13 protein-coding genes and 3 pseudogenes are annotated in these 16026 nt (G+C 69.7%); 8 read left to right on the forward strand and 8 right to left on the reverse strand.

Features of this window, described 5'->3' with window-relative positions:
* Positions 1 to 370: 370 nt before the first annotated feature.
* From AMK16_RS27380 to AMK16_RS27395, 4 genes are all read left to right on the forward strand, one after another.
* Complete coding sequence (locus tag AMK16_RS27380) at positions 371 to 3769, forward strand: ALF repeat-containing protein (protein ID WP_073919983.1); 3399 nt, start codon at positions 371 to 373, stop codon at positions 3767 to 3769.
* Positions 3770 to 3936: 167 nt separating this feature from the next.
* Positions 3937 to 5511 carry an FG-GAP-like repeat-containing protein gene (locus tag AMK16_RS27385; protein ID WP_073919984.1) on the forward strand — a complete coding sequence of 525 codons (1575 nt, stop codon included), beginning with the start codon at positions 3937 to 3939 and terminating at the stop codon, positions 5509 to 5511.
* Between the two features lie 137 nt (positions 5512 to 5648).
* Positions 5649 to 7208, forward strand: coding sequence for an FG-GAP-like repeat-containing protein (locus AMK16_RS27390; RefSeq protein WP_073919985.1), 1560 nt, complete (start codon positions 5649 to 5651; stop codon positions 7206 to 7208).
* 66 nt (positions 7209 to 7274) lie between these two features.
* Positions 7275 to 8810 carry an FG-GAP-like repeat-containing protein gene (locus AMK16_RS27395; protein WP_073919986.1) on the forward strand — a complete coding sequence of 512 codons (1536 nt, stop codon included), beginning with the start codon at positions 7275 to 7277 and terminating at the stop codon, positions 8808 to 8810.
* Positions 8811 to 9155: 345 nt separating this feature from the next.
* Here AMK16_RS27395 and AMK16_RS38595 read toward each other — a convergent pair whose 3' ends face one another.
* Together AMK16_RS38595 and AMK16_RS38600 are read right to left on the reverse strand one after the other, a co-directional pair.
* The gene (locus tag AMK16_RS38595; protein ID WP_443333610.1) at positions 9156 to 9503 is read right to left on the reverse strand and encodes a transposase; all 348 of its coding nucleotides are present in this window, start codon (positions 9501 to 9503) and stop codon (positions 9156 to 9158) included.
* A gap of 97 nt (positions 9504 to 9600) precedes the next feature.
* A complete protein-coding gene (locus AMK16_RS38600; RefSeq protein WP_073919987.1) occupies positions 9601 to 9984 on the reverse strand; it encodes an IS5 family transposase in 384 nt (127 codons plus the stop codon).
* A 46-nt stretch (positions 9985 to 10030) separates the two neighbouring features.
* Between AMK16_RS38600 and AMK16_RS27410 the strand changes: the two are divergent.
* Positions 10031 to 10683 (forward strand): annotated as a pseudogene (locus tag AMK16_RS27410) (IS630 family transposase); the annotation flags it as partial.
* Between the two features lie 142 nt (positions 10684 to 10825).
* On the opposite strand, the gene AMK16_RS27415 reads toward AMK16_RS27410, so the two are convergent.
* Positions 10826 to 11296 carry a ricin-type beta-trefoil lectin domain protein gene (locus tag AMK16_RS27415; RefSeq protein ID WP_107417261.1) on the reverse strand — a complete coding sequence of 157 codons (471 nt, stop codon included), beginning with the start codon at positions 11294 to 11296 and terminating at the stop codon, positions 10826 to 10828.
* 137 nt (positions 11297 to 11433) lie between these two features.
* Positions 11434 to 11616, reverse strand: a pseudogene (locus AMK16_RS37665) (TnsA-like heteromeric transposase endonuclease subunit); the annotation flags it as partial.
* Here AMK16_RS37665 and AMK16_RS36765 point away from each other — a divergent pair.
* Positions 11587 to 11799, forward strand: a complete 213-nt coding sequence (locus tag AMK16_RS36765; RefSeq protein ID WP_199885611.1) for a hypothetical protein — start codon at positions 11587 to 11589, stop codon at positions 11797 to 11799. The pseudogene AMK16_RS37665 and the gene AMK16_RS36765 overlap by 30 nt on opposite strands.
* On the opposite strand, the gene AMK16_RS27425 is transcribed toward AMK16_RS36765, so the two are convergent.
* Entirely contained in the window at positions 11699 to 12097 is a 399-nt protein-coding gene (locus tag AMK16_RS27425; protein ID WP_443333611.1) for a transposase, read from the reverse strand. The genes AMK16_RS36765 and AMK16_RS27425 overlap by 101 nt on opposite strands.
* Before the next feature lie 142 nt (positions 12098 to 12239).
* Between AMK16_RS27425 and AMK16_RS38605 the strand changes: the two are divergent.
* Positions 12240 to 13222 (forward strand): annotated as a pseudogene (locus AMK16_RS38605) (IS5 family transposase).
* Positions 13223 to 13568: 346 nt separating this feature from the next.
* Here the strand turns inward: AMK16_RS38605 and AMK16_RS38190 are convergent.
* Positions 13569 to 13937: a DUF6233 domain-containing protein gene (locus tag AMK16_RS38190; protein WP_338014485.1), complete on the reverse strand. Its 369-nt coding sequence runs from the start codon at positions 13935 to 13937 to the stop codon at positions 13569 to 13571.
* Positions 13894 to 14187: a hypothetical protein gene (locus tag AMK16_RS27445; protein ID WP_143196894.1), complete on the reverse strand. Its 294-nt coding sequence runs from the start codon at positions 14185 to 14187 to the stop codon at positions 13894 to 13896. The genes AMK16_RS38190 and AMK16_RS27445 overlap by 44 nt, the downstream gene beginning before the upstream one ends.
* Positions 14188 to 14255: 68 nt before the next feature.
* On the opposite strand from AMK16_RS27445, the gene AMK16_RS27450 reads away from it, so the two are divergent.
* Positions 14256 to 15071, forward strand: coding sequence for a TIGR02391 family protein (locus AMK16_RS27450; RefSeq protein WP_073919991.1), 816 nt, complete (start codon positions 14256 to 14258; stop codon positions 15069 to 15071).
* 330 nt (positions 15072 to 15401) lie between these two features.
* Here the strand turns inward: AMK16_RS27450 and AMK16_RS27455 are convergent, their stop codons facing one another.
* Positions 15402 to 15911 (reverse strand): MarR family winged helix-turn-helix transcriptional regulator, encoded by a 510-nt coding sequence (locus AMK16_RS27455; RefSeq protein ID WP_073919992.1) that lies wholly within the window; start codon positions 15909 to 15911, stop codon positions 15402 to 15404.
* Between the last annotated feature and the right edge of the window lie 115 nt (positions 15912 to 16026).

Here is a 16026-nt window from a genome sequence, read left to right on the forward strand (position 1 = left end):
GATGACGGGGGATCGCGACGCATCGGCCGAGGCGCCCCACCGCGAGACAGAGTAAAAAGGCGTGGTGTGCATCACATCGCGTGCCCTTCAAGCGGCAGGACTCTATCCATAAGTGTCGTTACGTCCATATTTGCGGTGCTGAGCGGGGGGCGAATCGGCATCCAGCAGCATCGCAAACAACCACAGTTGATTTCGACTCAACTCGCGTATGGATAAAGATGGTCGAGTCGCGTAGGGTGATGCTGCGCGCCTGCCGGGCACCGTCCGATCACCAGGATCCCGACACGTAAGACGCGGCTTCATTCCTTGCTGCTCTGGACCGCACTGCATTGTTTTGTGGCGCGCCAGGCGCCGATAGCGAAGGACCGTTTTGGACACCATCTATTGGAGTAGGCGGCGCATTCTCGGCGCCATCGCGGCCACCTCGGCCGTAGTCACCACTTCCAGCCTCGTACTCAATCCCTCCTCCGCCTGGGCGGACACACCTCCCGAGGACGATGCCCCTGACCCGTTCCTGCTGCCTGACACCGAGCGGGCCAAGGTCGTCAAGGCGTGGATGCTGGGCGGCAAGGCTGTACGGGCCGCTGCCGTGGCCGCGCTCACCGGCACGGACGCCGACGTGCAGCGGTTCCTGAATGTCCAGCTCGCCGTGGAGACGGCGGAGGATAACCGGGTCGCCCTCATGAGCTCCCTCGCCGCAGGAGGCAAGGGCATCCGCCGGGATGCCGCCGCCGCGTTCGAGGCCGGCGACGCCGCGATCGCCGCGTACATCGCCGGCGGCTACCGTAAGGGCCTCCTGGAAGACCTGCGCGTGGGCGCTGCCATGGTGATGGCGGTGGGAGGCAAGGCCGTCAACCGTGCGGGCAACGCTGCCCTCAACGACGGATCCCAGGCCGGCCTGGAGAGCTTCCTCGACACGAAGCAGTACCCGGCGTGGCTGCAGGACATGCGCGTCGAGGTCACCACGCTCATGGCGAACGCCGGCCCCGAAGTGCAGAAGTACGGTGACCGGGCCCTGTCCGGTACCGATGAGGACATGGAGTGGTTCCTGGAGACCGGCCAGCACATCGCCCGAGCCCGGGACCAGGAACGGACGAAGATCGAGGAACTCGTCGCCGTCGTCCAGCGGGAGGGCAAGCAGGCCGAGGACAAGACGAAACAGGCAGAGGAAGCCTCCGCCCGCGCCATCGAAGCCTCCGCCAAGGCCAAGCAGGCCGCGGAACAAGCCGCAGCCGAAGCCCAGGCCGCACAGAACGATGTGGCGAAGGCCGGCCAGGCAGCCCGCAAGGCCGGGGACGCGGCGAAGGGGGCCGCCAACTCGGCCCGGGTGGCCATCAACGCTTCTCATGCCGCCGTCCAGGCATCGCGCCGCGCCTCCAACGCGGCCGCAGCCGCCAGCCAGGCGGCCGCGAGCGCCGGCTCCGCAGCAGCCGCTGCGTACAACGCCGCGATCGCCGCGTCCAAGGACGCCGGCATGGCCGACGCCGCCAAGAGCGCTGCGGTGGCCGCTCGCAACGCCGCGGCCAGGGCGCGCGACGCGGCCCAGGCCGCCGGCTACGCCGCCGAGTCCTCGGTCCGGGCGGCCGGTGCCGGCGCCGCCGCCGCATCCGCCGCGCGCAACGCCTCTGCAGCCGCGAGCGCTTCCGCATCCGCCGCAACGTCCGCAGGAGCGGCGCAGGGACAGGCGGCCGAGGCCAAGCGCCAGGCGCAGATCGCCGGCGCGAACGCCACGATCGCCACCAACGCCGCAGGGACCGCACAGAGCCTGGCGAGCGCCTCCGCGGCAGCTGCGCGGACTGCCCGCGACCACGCGAACAGCGCTGCCGCACATGCGGACAAGGCCGCGGCCGCCGCTGAGTGGGCCGCCCAGTACGCGGGCCAGGCGGTGGACCACGCCAACAAATCCACCCAGTTCGCCAACGAGGCAACCAAGGCGGCCGACCTCGCCACCGAGGCCGTGGCACAGGCTGTCACGGTCGAGCGCACCGCCCGCGAGGCCGAATGGCAGCGCCTCGACCAGGAGAAGCAGCGGGCCATCGAGGAGATGCGCCAGCTCCTCCAGGAAGAAGCACGGGACCGGGCCGAGACCGATCGCAAGCGGACGCAGGCCGAGCAGACCTCCCAGGAGACAAAGAACCTCATTGCCCAGGCAGAGTCCGCTCTCAGGGCCGGAGACACCACGACAGCGGCGGCACTCGGCCGGAAGGCCGCCGTCGTCCTTATGGGCTCACGCGGCTCCTGGTCGCAGGAGGCGGCGAGGTTCGCAGTCGCCGGCGGGGACGCCGATGTCCACGCGTGGATCGAGACCGACCGCCTGGTCGCCCAACGGCAGGACGACAGGGAATCCGTCCTCTTCGTTGCCAGGACCTCACCTGAAGCGGTGGCCGCCGCCGCGACCACGGCACTGGCGAGCTCGGACCCGGAGGCTGGGGCGAAGTTCCTCACCACCGGCGCGGTCAAGGCCGCAGCGACGGACAACCGGGTCATCGTCGCCCGCATCATGAACGAGAACCTCGGACGCGCGGTGGCCAGCGCAGCCAGCGCCGCGCTGAGCGACGGGTCGGCCGAGGCGGTGTACGAATTCCTCTCCGGCGGTTGCGAGAAGGCACTGCGGGAGGACGACGGTGTCGCGACGGCGACCCTCCTGGGGACCGCAGGCCCCTACACGCAGGCCTTCGCGCAGGTGGCGATGGAGGGGCCCGCCTGGACACGACGCAACTTCATACTCAACGCCCAGTACAAGACCGCGCAGCTCGACCACGACTCTGCCACGCACATCGCGGCCATGCAGGGCACCATCGCTGGTGCCGCGAAGATCGCGAACAAGGCCCAGGAGGACGCCGCCCGCGCCCAGGAAGCAGCGGCCAAGGCCCGCGACGCCGCCGCGGACGCGGTGAAGTGGGCAGACAAGGCCAAGCAGGCGGCCGTGAACGCCGCCACCGCTGCCCGACAGGCCGCCGGGTTCGCCGACCAGGCCGAGCAGTCGGCCCACAACGCCCGGGTATCGGCCGACAAGGCCAAGCAGGCGGCTGCCGGCGCCCGCGGCGCGGCGCGTTCGGCAACCTACTCCGCCAACCGGGCGTTCGAGTCGGCGCGCAGCGCGGTCGCCTCCGCCACCTCCGCACAGGCATCCGCCGTCTCGGCGCGCGGCTCCGCCATCCAGGCCGGCCAGGACGCCCGTACGGCAGCGGCCGCCGCGAGCTCCGCACGGCAGATCGCGCTGGAGAAGCGGCAGGCGGAGGTTGCCGCGGCTGCCGCGAAGGCGGCCGAGGAGATCCGTACGGCAAAGGCTGCCGGAATCAACCTGGCGGACGCGGCCGAGCACGACTCCGTGAAGACGGCAGAGACCAATACCGCGAAGGTATGGGCCCAGGCCTTCCACGAAGCGGCGATCAAGGGGGGGATGATCAGCATCGGCTTCTCCCTCGCCGGCGCGGGAGCCACACTCGCCGGGGTCACCGCTCCCGCCGCCCCCTTCCTCCTGGCTGCGAGCGGGTACGCCAGCGGCGCAACAATCGCCCTCGACGTGGCGGCCACCGTCAGCTACGGGATGGGCTACGGATGGAACAGCGCGGAGTTCAAAAAATCCCTCGCCCTCACGGGGCTCAGCGTCATCACCCTCGGCAAGGGCCGGCTGATCGAGAAGACCCTGCACTCCGTGCCGACCAAGGTCCTTTCCAGCAGGCTCCGGGACCGCTTCGACGGCCTCTACGACGCGGGCAGCGAAGCCGCGACGACCATCACCAGTTGGCTCAGCGCCTCCCACTGACCCGATGGACGGCCGGACCGCCGGCAAGGGGTGGCGCGCCGCCGCCGCCCTTCCTTCCCGGCGCCGCGCCTGTGGCCGTGGCGGCCGTACCTCAGACACCACGCGCCGATCCCTGGTCGGCACCCCCGTACACATCCCGTGCCGGGGCCCAGCTCCGAAGGAATATCATGCCCGTACCCCGTCCCCGCCCGGCGTGCATCACCGGCCTCCTCGCCGCCACCGCCGTGGCCTCGGTGGCCATGACCCCGGCCTCTCCCGCCCTGGCGGTGACCGGACCCGGCGTCGCCGCCAGCCAGCACCCCTACGCCGTACAGATCGGTCTCGGCGACGAGGCGAACAGCCGGGGGTGCACCGGCGTACTCGTCGACCGCTCCTGGGTCCTGACCGCAACGAGTTGCTTCGCCGCCACGCCCGGCAGCACCGTATCGGCAGGCAAGCCCGCTCTCGCCGCCGCCGCAACGCTCAGCGACGGCCGGGTCCTCGAGATCACGGAGATCGCCCCCCGCGACGACCGTGACGCCGCGCTGGTCCGTCTGGCCACCCCCGCCGACGGCATCACCACCGCCAAGATCGCCGTTTCCGCTCCCGTCGCCAACACGGATGTGACGGCGGCCGGCTTCGGGCGTACCAAGACCGAGTGGGTAACCGACCAGCTTCACACCGGACAGTTCACCGTGAACGCGACGACCGCCACCACCCTGTCCGTCACCGGCAAGGGTACCGACGCGATCTGCAAGGGCGATACGGGCGGCCCGCTGCTGACCGCCGCCGGGGCCGTCTCCGCGGTGGCCAGCCGCTCCTGGCAGGGCGGCTGCTTGGGAACTCCGTCGACGGAGACCCGCACCGGTGCGATCGCCGCACGCGTCGACGGCCTCGGCACCTGGATCGGACAGGTCACAATCCCACGCCGCGGCGCGGTGAACGAGACGGGCGGCAACGGCCGCATCCGCTGGGCCGACTTCGACGGCGACGGGAAGCCGGACTATCTCAGCATCGCCGACAGCGGCGCCGTGTCCGTCTGGCTCAACCGCGGAGGCAACCCCGCCGGCCCCTCTGGCTGGCAGTCTCTGGGCGCCGTCGCCACGGGCCTGACAAACGACCGCAACCGCGTGCGGTTCGCTGACTTCGACGGCGACGCCAAGGCCGACTACTTCCTGATCAACACCGACGGCTCGGTCGAGGTATACCTAAACCGGGGCGGCGACACACGCGGCGGCTGGAAGCACATCGGCAAGGTCGCCCTCGGGGTCACCGACGACCCGACCAAGGTCCGATTCGCCGACTGGGACGGCGACGGCCGCAGCGACTACCTTGCCTTCGACAACAACGGCGGTGTGACCGCCTACCTCAACCGCGGCGGCGACGTCCTCGGCGGCCAGGGTTGGCCCTCGCCCGGCAAGGTCACCACGGGGTCTACCAGCGAACGCGCCCGCGTCCGCTTCGCCGACAGCGACGGTGACGGCAAGACCGACTACTTCCTCATCAAGCCCGACGGCAAGGTCGACCTCTACCTCAACCGCGGCGGGGACGTCGTTCCCAACAGCGGTTGGAGCGTCGTCGGTCAGATCGCCACCGGTCTGACCACCGACCACACCATGGTGCAGTTCGCCGACTTCAACAACGACACCCACGCCGACTACGTGCTTGCCGGGGCCGGCGGCAGTGCGACGGTGTTCGCCTGGAACGGCGGAGACAAGGGCAACGGCTGGATCGACCTCGGCAAGGTCATCAACGGCAGCTGACCCGCACCAGCCTCCGCAGCACGAAGGGACCGACCCCCTCCTGCCCGCCCGCCGGCAGAGCAGGAGGCGGTCGCCCGTTGCCACACCCTTCACACGGAGCCCCACCGTTCCGCAACCCCCGGAAGACCACATCAGCGATGAACCGCCGCATGTCCCTGGCCACCGCCCTCATCCTCGGGGCAACCACCGCACTCGGCCTGAGCACCGCACCGGCCACTGCCGTGCCGCAGCCCGCGCCACCGCTGATCCGGATCATGCCGCTCGGCGACTCGATCACCGCAGGCGAGGGCAGCAGCGGCCGGGCCGGCTACCGTGCCCCGCTCTGGGACCTGATCACGGCTCAGAATGGCTACACCCCCGACTTTGTCGGATCCGTCTCCTCCGGCACCACCCGGGACCCGGACAACGAAGGCCACAGCGGCTACACCATCAAGGCCATCCGCGACGGCATCGACCGGTGGCAGGCGGCAGCGGCGCCGGATGTCGTCCTTCTCCACTTGGGCATCAACGACCTCAACTCCCACAGCGCTGACCCCGCCGCTGCATCAGCCGAACTGACCGCGCTGATCGACCGCATCGACACCAACAGGCCCGGCGTCACCGTCATCGTCCAAGGACTCCTCACCGACACCCGCGGACAAACCGAACGCACACGCGTCTTCAACGCCACCCTGCAAGAAGCGGTGGCCGCACGCGCCGCATCCGGCAGGCACTTGCGTTATGCGGAGCCCCCGCGCCTTGACCTACCCACCGAGCTGCCCGATGGTCTCCACCCCAGCGACGGCGGGTACCGCAAAATGGCGACCGCCTACGACGAGGCCTTGCGTACGGCGATCGCGGACGGCTGGACGCGGCCCGGGCAGGCCCCCCGGGCCGGCACGGAGTCGGGCGGGACGGCCCGCCTGCGCTGGGCCGACTTCGACGGCGACGGGCGCACCGACGAGCTGACCATCGCCGACTCGGGGGAAGTCCGGGCCCGCCTCAACCGCGCTGGCGCCGGAGCTGGTACCTGGCAGGAGACAGGGCCTCTCGCCACCGGAGTCACGACCGACCGCACCCGCGTCCGCTTCGCCGACTTCGACGGCGACGGGCGCGCCGACTACCTCTACATCGCCCCCGACGGCAGCGTCACCGCCTACCTCAACCGCGGCGGAGACATCAGCGGTCCCGCCGGCTGGGAGCACATCGGCCGTATCGCGGGCGGCACCACCACCGCCCACCAGCAGGTGCGCTTCGCCGATTTCGACGGCGACGGACGGGCCGACTACTGGACCATCGCCGACGGAGGGGCCATCAACGTGCACCTCAACCGCGGCGGTGACCGGTCCGGAGCCGGCGGCTGGACGGACCTCGGCCGGATCGCCACGGGCACCACCGGCGACCGCACCCGCGTCCGGCTCGCGGACTACGACAGTGACGGACGAGCCGACTACTGGACCGTCAACCCCGACGGCAGCCTGACGACCTACGTCAACCGCGGCGGCGACCAGCACGGCGGGTGGCAGTCGGCCGGCCGTACCGCATCCGGAGTGACCACCGACCACACACGAGTCCAGCTCGCGGACCTGACCGCCGACCACCACGCCGACTACCTCCTCCAACAGGCCGACGGCCGTACCGTCCTCTACGCCTTCGACGGTGGCGACCCCTTCCCGGCCGGCTGGATCAACCTCGGCACCTTGCCCGACCGCCCCTGATCCGCCGGCGCCCCCGCAGCCGATCCCGCCCGACGCAGTCACCACCACCAGAAAGCAGAACGATCCATGCCGCAGACCATCACCACCCTCGCGATGGCCGCCGCCCTGGGTGCCGGGGCGACCATTACGACGGCAGCCCCCGCAGCCGCCGCCGTCAACCCCGCACCCCCGGTCCTGCGCGTTATGCCGCTGGGCGACTCGATCACCGACGGGTACCAGAGCTCGACGAATTCCGGCTACCGCCTACAGCTGTGGCAGAGGTCCCAGACGCACAACGGCTTCCGCGCGGATCTCGTCGGGTCAAGGCAGTCTGGTTCCGGGCCCGACTCGGACAACGAAGCCCACGGCGCCACCATGATCAACGACTTCCGGGGCAAGGTGACCGACTGGGTGCGCGGCGCCGAACCGGACGTCGTCCTCCTGCACCACGGCATCAACGACCTGGACCGCGGAACCGACAAGACCAACGCACCTGCCCGGCTCGCAGCCGTGACCGACGAGATCCTCGCCGCGCGCCCCGGTGTCACCGTCGTAGTAATGGGCCTGATCCCCATCTCCGGACCGCCCGGAGTACCGGCGTTCAACACCGCCGTGCGGCAGTGGGTCTCGGCCAAGGCACAGGCCGGGGCCAAGGTCCGCTACGTCGACGCCCCGGGCCTCGTACGCGGAGAGATGGTCGACGGCCTGCACCCCAACGACGCCGGATACCGGAAGATGGGCGACGCGTTCTTCGAAGGCATCGACCGGTCTGTCGCGGACGGCACTGCAGTCCGCACCCACCGAGGCCGGGCAGGGACCGAGTCGGGCGGCGCCGACCGGCTGCGCTGGGCGGACTGGGACGGCGACGGCCGCGCCGACCGGGTCCTGGTCCAGGACAACGGCACGGTGCGTGTCCTGCTCAACCGCGGCGGTAACGGCCGGGGCGGCTGGGAGGACCTCGGACAGATCGCGACGGGGATGACCACTGACCGCACGCGGGTGCGCTTCGCCGACTGGGACGGAGACGGCCGTGCCGACTACGTCCTGATCTCGGAGACGGGCTCGGTGTCGGTCTACCTCAACCGTGGCGGGGACGGCCACGGCGGCTGGGACCTCGCCGACAAGGTGGCGTCCGGCCTGACCCGGGACGCGGGCCAGGTCCGCTTCGTGGACTTCGACGGCGACGGCCGCACCGACTACGCGTGGGTCCGGCCCGACGGCCCCGTCACCGTCTACCTCAACAAGGGCGGCGACGGCCGGGGAGGCTGGCAGGACCGCGGCACCATCGCCACGGGCGGGACGACGGACCCGACCCGCGTACGGTGGACGGACTTCGACGGGGACGGATACGCCGACTACTCCGCTGTCCGCGCCGACGGCGCGGTGGACACCTACCTCAACCGCGGCGGCGACTATCACGGTGGTTGGTCCGTCCCCGCGGGCCCCGTCACGGCGGGTACGACGACAGAGCACCAGCAGGTGGCCTTCGCAGACTTCGACGGCGACGGACACAGCGACTACATCCGGACCGTGGCCGACGGTTCCTCGACCGTGCGGGTCTGGAACGGCGGCGACGGCGCCGGAGGCTGGACCGACCTCGGCACAGCCTCCACGGCCGGCTGATACCCCCGCGCGGACCGTGAATCCCAGGAGCCCAGCCCTTGGATCTCGCGAGCGCCTGATCGCGCTGGACCGGCTGTAGGCAATGCTCACGGACCTATCGTCGAGGCGACGTGGGTCAGGGCCCGCTGAAGAACAGGTGAGTACCCGGTTGTCAGGCCACTCAATGCTGTGACCGGGAAGGTTCACCGGCTTGCTGCTCGCGGTCAGGACCGCCGAACCGGTTGGGTGTCGGGCGCCATCCGGTCCGGCAGGTGGAGGCGCGGTGGCGTACCCCGTCCGAGTGCGACGAGGAGCGGCTGCAGCAGATCATGCGCCGGGGGAGTACTAGGAGTTGTCGTCAAAGTGTCATGCCCACATGAGGAGCGATGCGAGGGTGATGGCTGCTTGGTAGGACTGGGCGGCCTTGTCGTATCGAGTGGCGATGCCGCGCCACTGCTTGAGGCGGTTGAAGGCGTTCCACGACGTTGCGATGCTTGTAGACCTGCTTGTCGAAGGCCGGCGGGCGGCCACTTGACTGCCGCGCCGGGCACGGTTGCGGACCTGGTCCGACCGCTCAGGGATCGTGTGTGTGATACCGCGGCGCCGCAGCCAGGTCCGGATCGCCATGGAGCTATAGCCCTTGTCACCGATGACATGGTCCGGCCGGGTCCGGGGTCGGCCCGGACCGAGGCGGGGCACCCGTATCGCATCCATCACGGCGGCGAACTGGGTGCACTCGTTGGTGTTCCCGCCGTCAGATCAAAGGCGAGCGGACGGCCCGATCCGTCGCAGGCCAGGTGAATCTTGCTGGTCAGCCCGCCGCGGGACCGTCCGAGAGCCGGGCTGCGGAGCCCCCTTTTCGGGCCCCGGCCGCGTGTTGGTGGGCCCGGACGACGGTCGAGTCCACCGACGCCAGCCAGTCAACGGTTCCCGCCGCGTCCGCTTGCGCCTGCGCGGCCTGGAGCATCCGGTCAAAGGTTCCGTCCGCCGCCCACCGGCGGAACCGGGTGTGGAGGCTGGCCCACGAGCCGTATCGCTCGGGCACGTCCCGCCAGGCGACCCCGGTGCGGAACTTCCACACGATCCCGTTGAGGACCGTCCGGTCGTCCAGCCGTGGCCGCCCCAGCGCGGGCTGAGGAAGCAACGGCTGCATGAGTTCCCACTCGGCATCGGACAGTTCATGGCGACGTATCACCCAACCGTGATCCACAACACAAGATCACTTTGACGACAGACCCTAGTCCTGGCAGGCACCCGCCCGCCGGGCATTCGGACGCGACGAGCACGCCGTCGATCTATGGAAGAAGGAGGGTGTGGCCGAAGGTAAAAGCCTCGCGGCGGCGTCCGGGGCATGCCTCGTCTTCGAGGACGAGGCCGGCTTCTCGATGACGCCGCCGGTCGCCCGTACCTGGGGTGGCGCGGACACACCTCCGTCATCCGCGTCCGCTCCCGCCGCGGCACCTCGGTCGCCGCCCTGTGCTGCTACAAACCCGGCGAGAAGAGCCGCCTCATCCACCGGCCCCGCACCCCTCTCCTCCTCAAGGGCGCCCGCAAGAGCTTCTCCTGGAAGGACTACCGCGACCTCCTGGTCCGCGCGCACATCCAGCTCGACGGCCCCATCGTGGTGGTCTGGGACAACCTCAACACCCACCTGGCCGCCGGACTGAAGCAGTACGAGGCCGAACACGACTGGCTCACCACCATCCGCCTCCCGCCCTATGCACCGGACTTGAACCCCGTCGAGGCGGTCTGGTCACTCGTGCGCAGAGCGATGGCCAACATCGCCTTCGACACACCCGACGACCTCGACCGCACACTCCGCCGCGAGTTACGCAGGATCCAGCTCCGGCCCCACCTGATCGGCGGCTGCCTCACCGCCACAGGCCTGACCATCAAATGTCCCCATCGTCGGCACAGCCGAGGAGCCGGACCGGCTCCTGCCCGCGCAGCCCACCTACCAGGTCTGGGTGTCCGTCGGGACCCACCCATCCCACCCTGAAAACCTCACTAATGGTGCGCGGCGATGGGCCTACTGCTCATCTTGGGTTCCAGATTTGGTACCCGTTGTCCCATTGGGTGGGCAAGGTGTACACACCGCCTTGCGCGTTGCCGTCCAGAGAGCGAACATCCTGTACGTGCAGTAGGTGCATACTGGCCCCGCTGCCGTCCGGCCCGTCCCATTCCCAGAGTTGGTAATCGTTCCCGCTCTGGCAAGGCAAGGTGTAGACCTGTCCGCGCCCGTTGGCGTCGAGACACCTTCCGGTCGCCGTGTTGCGCAGCTTCCACCACCCCGACCCATCCTGGTAGGTATCCCAGTGCTGGTAGTTGTTGCCGCCTTGGCAGGGAAGAGTGTAAACTTCGCCAGCTGCGTTGCTGTCTAGGCAGCGGCCCGTCTTGAGATTCTGGATGGCGGTGGCGTTTGCAGCCTGGGCTGGCTGAAGGGGGGCGGCCAAGGAGAGAGCTAGGACGAATCCGGCTGTGCTGACTGTGCGAGCCAGGTTTTGCAAGGGGAGCCCCTCAGTTTGGCGTGTCTGTGATCGTTTGTAGGCTATCTGCGCGGCCTGGGCATGCCTAATTGCCCGGGAATACTGGCCTGACCGACCCAGCGTCTGGGCGCACGGGCGCGCTGCGCTGTTCGCTGCCGGCCCACCGCCCGGCAGGCCCGCTCCGTCGCTGCGAAAGCCTCCGCAGACGCCTCGTCGATCTGGTCACCGGGCCGGACGTCGACCACACGCGCCCGCCCGTCCGCGAGGCGTACGAAGTAGTCCGGTGCATGCCGACGCGGACGCTGTCCGTCGTGCCAGTGCAGCCAGAACGGCTGCTGAGCGCGGACGTCGCCGGCTCCGTGCGGCTGATCGCCGACCCCGCAGCCATGGACGGCATCGGCCAACGGCTCCACGACATCGCCCTCACCGACGGGCACCAAGAAGTCGCCAACGCGATGACCTACGCCTTCGGCGGTGCGACGTCCCGGACTGCGAAAGGCGACCACCATCGAAGCGCGGCATAGACATGTCGGCCAGCAGGGACCGCAACCTGTCGACGTCGATCCGGCCATGGTTGAGGGCTCCGTACAACGCTCCGTGCCCACGCCGATGCTCGGGCACCAGCGTCAGGTCCACCGGCGACACCCCACCGGCCCGTCGACGCACAGCAGGCGCGTCCGTCAGCTCGAACAGTTCGTCACGCCGGGCGGTCAGACACTCATAGAACTCGGCCCGGGAGCGTGACGCTTCCGCGAACGCTTCCCTCCGGACAGCATCAGGCAGCAGACTCACTCTCACGGCCTTCGTCTTGGTCACGTGCACTTTGGTCGGAGCACATGATCAGACGAAGGCCGCCCCCGTGTCCGGCAAATGCCCAGGTGAGCGACCTAGGCCCTGTGTGGTGTCGTGATCAGTTGCTGGGTTTAGCCTTCTCGGTGGGGCGGGACCCGGTAGGACATTGGTCGTGACGCGTAGGCAACTCACCAATGCTCAGTGGAAGTTCATCGAGCCGTACCTGCTGATCGGCAGGTACGGCCCGTACCCCGAGCGGCTGCGGGAACAGTTCGAGGGGGTGGGTGATCTGGCGGTTCCGTTCCAGCGGCCGGTGGCGGGAGACGCCTGCCGAGTTCGGTCCCTGGGCCACCGTCTACGGGCGTTTCCGGGTCTGGCGGCACGCCGGCGTCTTCTCCGCGCTGCTGGAAGGCGTGATCGCCGAAGCCGCCCGCGCAGAGAGAACCGACTTGTCGCTGGTCAGCGTGGGTTCCACAACGGTCCGCGCCCACCACGACGCCGCCGGGATGCGCGTCGGCAAGGGCCTCAGGGAGGCCCTGGAAGAGGCTGCGCGGGAACAGGAAGAGGGCCGGTAAAAAGGGGCGGCCCGGAGGAACAGAACGGACAGGCCGAGCGTCGACGCGTGCGACGCCGACGCCAGCTCCGTCTGAACCAAGCCCTGCTCGGCAGGTCCCGTGGCGGACTGACCAGCAAGATCCATCTCGCCTCGGACCGCAGATGCCGTCCGCTCGCGTTCATCCTGACCACCGGACAGGCCGCGGACAGCCCGCATTTCATCCCCGTGCTCGAGAAGGTGCTGATTCGTCTGCCGGCCGGCCGCCCCCGCACCAGATCCGGCGCGGTCGCCGGCGACAAAGGCCTACTCATCCCGCAGCAACCGCGCCTACCTGCGCAAACGCAAAATCAAAGCAGTCATCCCGGAGAAGAAGGACCAGGCTGCCCACCGGAAGAAGAAGGGCACGAAAGGCGGCCGGCCCGTCAGTTACGACGTCGATCTCTACAAGGAACGGAACACGGTCGAACGTGATCAACAAGCTGAAGGCCTGGCGCGGCATCGCCACCCGCTACGACAAGGCACCCGAAAGCTACCTCGCCGGCCTCCACCTCCGCGCCGCAATGATCTGGATCGACGACCTCCTGAAAGCCGCCGACTGATCACAACCTCACACAGGCCCTAGTGTCCTGAGTCGGAGAGTCGTCGGCAGGTCGCGGCGACTTTGTCGATGTTCCGGGTGGCGGACGTGCCCGGCCCATGGGGCAGGCGTCCACGGCCCTGATTACCGCTACTAAGGGCTGTCCCGTAATCCCCGGTAGACCAGCGCACGGCGTCAGATGCGGTGCATCGCAAGGCGGAGGGGCGCCCTCATACTGGGCGTATCGGGGCGTTCCGACAACGCGGCGAGGCGCTGTAGCCGGCGTCGTGCGCCCGCCGGGGATTGCGGGACAGCCCTCAGGCCGCACCCCTTACCTCCGAACGCACCCGCAGCCTGGAGGTTGGCGGTCAGCCGGTCATGCCGAGTGCGTTCTCGGGGCTGCAGTAGGGGCAGGGCTCGACGCCCTCGGCGAGCATCCGGCGGGCCTCCTCTCCGCCGAGGGGCTTGCCGCCGCTCATCGCGCAGTCCCCAACGTGGACGCGCAGCGCCTTGGTCCGGATCCGGTCCGGATGGATTCGAGCTTCCAGTCCGGCGGCTGAGGCGGGGGCCGGCGGGCCGGCTCGGCGGCCAGCTCCGCCTCCAGCTCGCTGATCGCCCGCTCTGCCAGCTTCTGCTGCCAGCCCAGCCACGTCCGAACAGCCCGCCAGCTCTCCAGGCGGGCCTCGAGGTCGCTCACGAGGACCGCAGCCCGGGATCGGTGACGACAAACTCCTCACCGTTCCAGCGGACGCTCAGCTCCCGCACCCCCTCCGGCCCCCTCTCAGCCGCGCGGAACAGCTCTACCTGCCCTGCGGTGCTCCAGCCGCGCTGCGCCCAGTACGGGTGGGAGCTGATCAGGCACGACAACCGGATCAGCTCCCGTCGCAGCTCGGCCGCTCCCACAGTGGGGCGAAGGGCGAGCTGGTTGTAGGCGCGGATCTGCTGGCGCTTGAGGCTGATCAGGTCGTCGGGGAAACGGAAGGACATCACCCACTTATTCAATCAGGTGTTCGAATTGCGGTGCCACACCGCACGCCGTCGTGTGAGGATGCGCCATGGATGCAGTCCGTGACCCCGAGTACCTGAAGGCGACCGCACGAGCGGTCGCCGATTTCAAGAGCGCGTTGGAGGAGTTCCTCTCCCTTCATGTGACCAACCGGGACTTCGCCCGCGGCCTGGCCCCGGCAGAGATCCCCCGGGACGACGCCGACCCCATAGAGATCAAGGAACTGCGCTCCAAGGTGGCTCTGGCGGCCGGCCGCGCCAGCTACGCCCCCGGCCTCACGAACGCGTACGTCCACGTCGAAGGGCACGGCAAGATCGACCCCATCGCCACCTGGGCGTCCATGACCTTGCCCAAGCCGGTGTTGGAGGCAGACGACGTCCTGGGCGCGTGCGATCAGATGCTGGGCCGCCTGGAGGCGATGGAGCGCAGAGCCGAAGCGGAGGCACCTTCCGTCTCCGGCGTGGAGCAATTCCACCCCTTGGTGTGGGGTGCGGCCTCCCGCCTTTGGAGGAACGAGCACTACCGCGAGGCCGTCGCCTCGGCGGCGGAGGCGCTCGTCGCGCACGTCCAGGCCCGTACCGGCCGCCATGACGTGCCCGCCACCAGCCTCTGGCAGCAGGTGTTCTCCTCCGCGCCGCCGAAGGCCGGGGACCCGAAGCTGCGGTGGCCCGGGGATCCGGTGAACCAGACGGTGAAGGCGATGAACGAGGGGCTGCGGCTCTTCGCCCCCGGCGTGCAGCTGACCATCCGCAACACCTCCGCCCACGGCACCGACGCCATGGACGCCCAGGATGCCCTGGAACGCCTGGGCGCTCTCAGCCTTCTGGCCCGCTGGGTCGACGACTGCGACGACGACACCGTGTAGCCCGATGCCCCCGGCGCACGTAGCCGTCGGCTAGCCGGAGGGCTGCGACACACCTGCAGCGCGCGCAGCGCAACACCTGCGAGCTGCACCCCTGACCTGGACAGACGCCGGCCCGGCCCACGTCACCCCAGGTGCCCGCGTTGCACCAGCGCGTTGCAGCCCACGTACCGCGGGGCAGGGAGGCCGTTCTCGGCTCGCCGCAGCGCCTCTCCAGAGGTCGGGTCGTGCCGCCTCCGGCTCCCGGCGTTTTCGCCGGGAGCACCGGTGCGGTGGTGCCGCCCGCAACCCGCCGGACGCCGGGCTGTGGTGCCCGGGGGCGGGCGGTCGGGTTCAGGGGGCGGGTTGTTGGCCGGGTTGGCTGGTAAGGGTGTGGAGGTTGGCTACCAGGCGGTCGAGGAGGCCCGCGAGTTGGGTGTATTCGTCGGGGGTGAAGCCGGTGAGGGCTTCGGTGTCGATTCCGGCGCGCAGGGCCTGGATCTCGGGGCGTACCGCTTTGGCCTGGTCGGTGAGGTGGACGAGGGCGCGGCGGGCGTCGGTGGGGTCGGGGCGGCGGGTGATCAGGCCGTCGCGTTCCATGCGTTTGAGGTTGACGGCCATGGTGGGTTGCTCGACGCCGGTGTGGCGGGCGAGCTCACTTTGGGTGAGCCCGTCCCGCTCGTAGAGGGCGAGGAGGGTGGGTAGCTGGCCCGGGGAGGCGCCGAGGGCCGCGAGGCGTGTGGTGATGGCCTGGCCGAGGAGGCGCGCTGCGTGGTTCACGGTGTAGCAGACCATCGACTCCGCCTCTGAGCGGGCCGGTGGGCCGGGCGTGGGAGCCGCCTGGTCCGGTGTGCGTGCCGCCATGGCCACCTCGTGTCCTCGCGTGATGATCGGGATGCACTTGACACTATTCCATAGACGCCTATGCTCATAAAAGAAGCATAGCCGTCTATGGATTGTGTCGGGTGCCTGTTCAAGG

It is taken from the genome of Streptomyces sp. CB00455 (assembly GCF_001905445.1).
Taxonomy (GTDB): Bacteria; Actinomycetota; Actinomycetes; order Streptomycetales; family Streptomycetaceae; genus Streptomyces.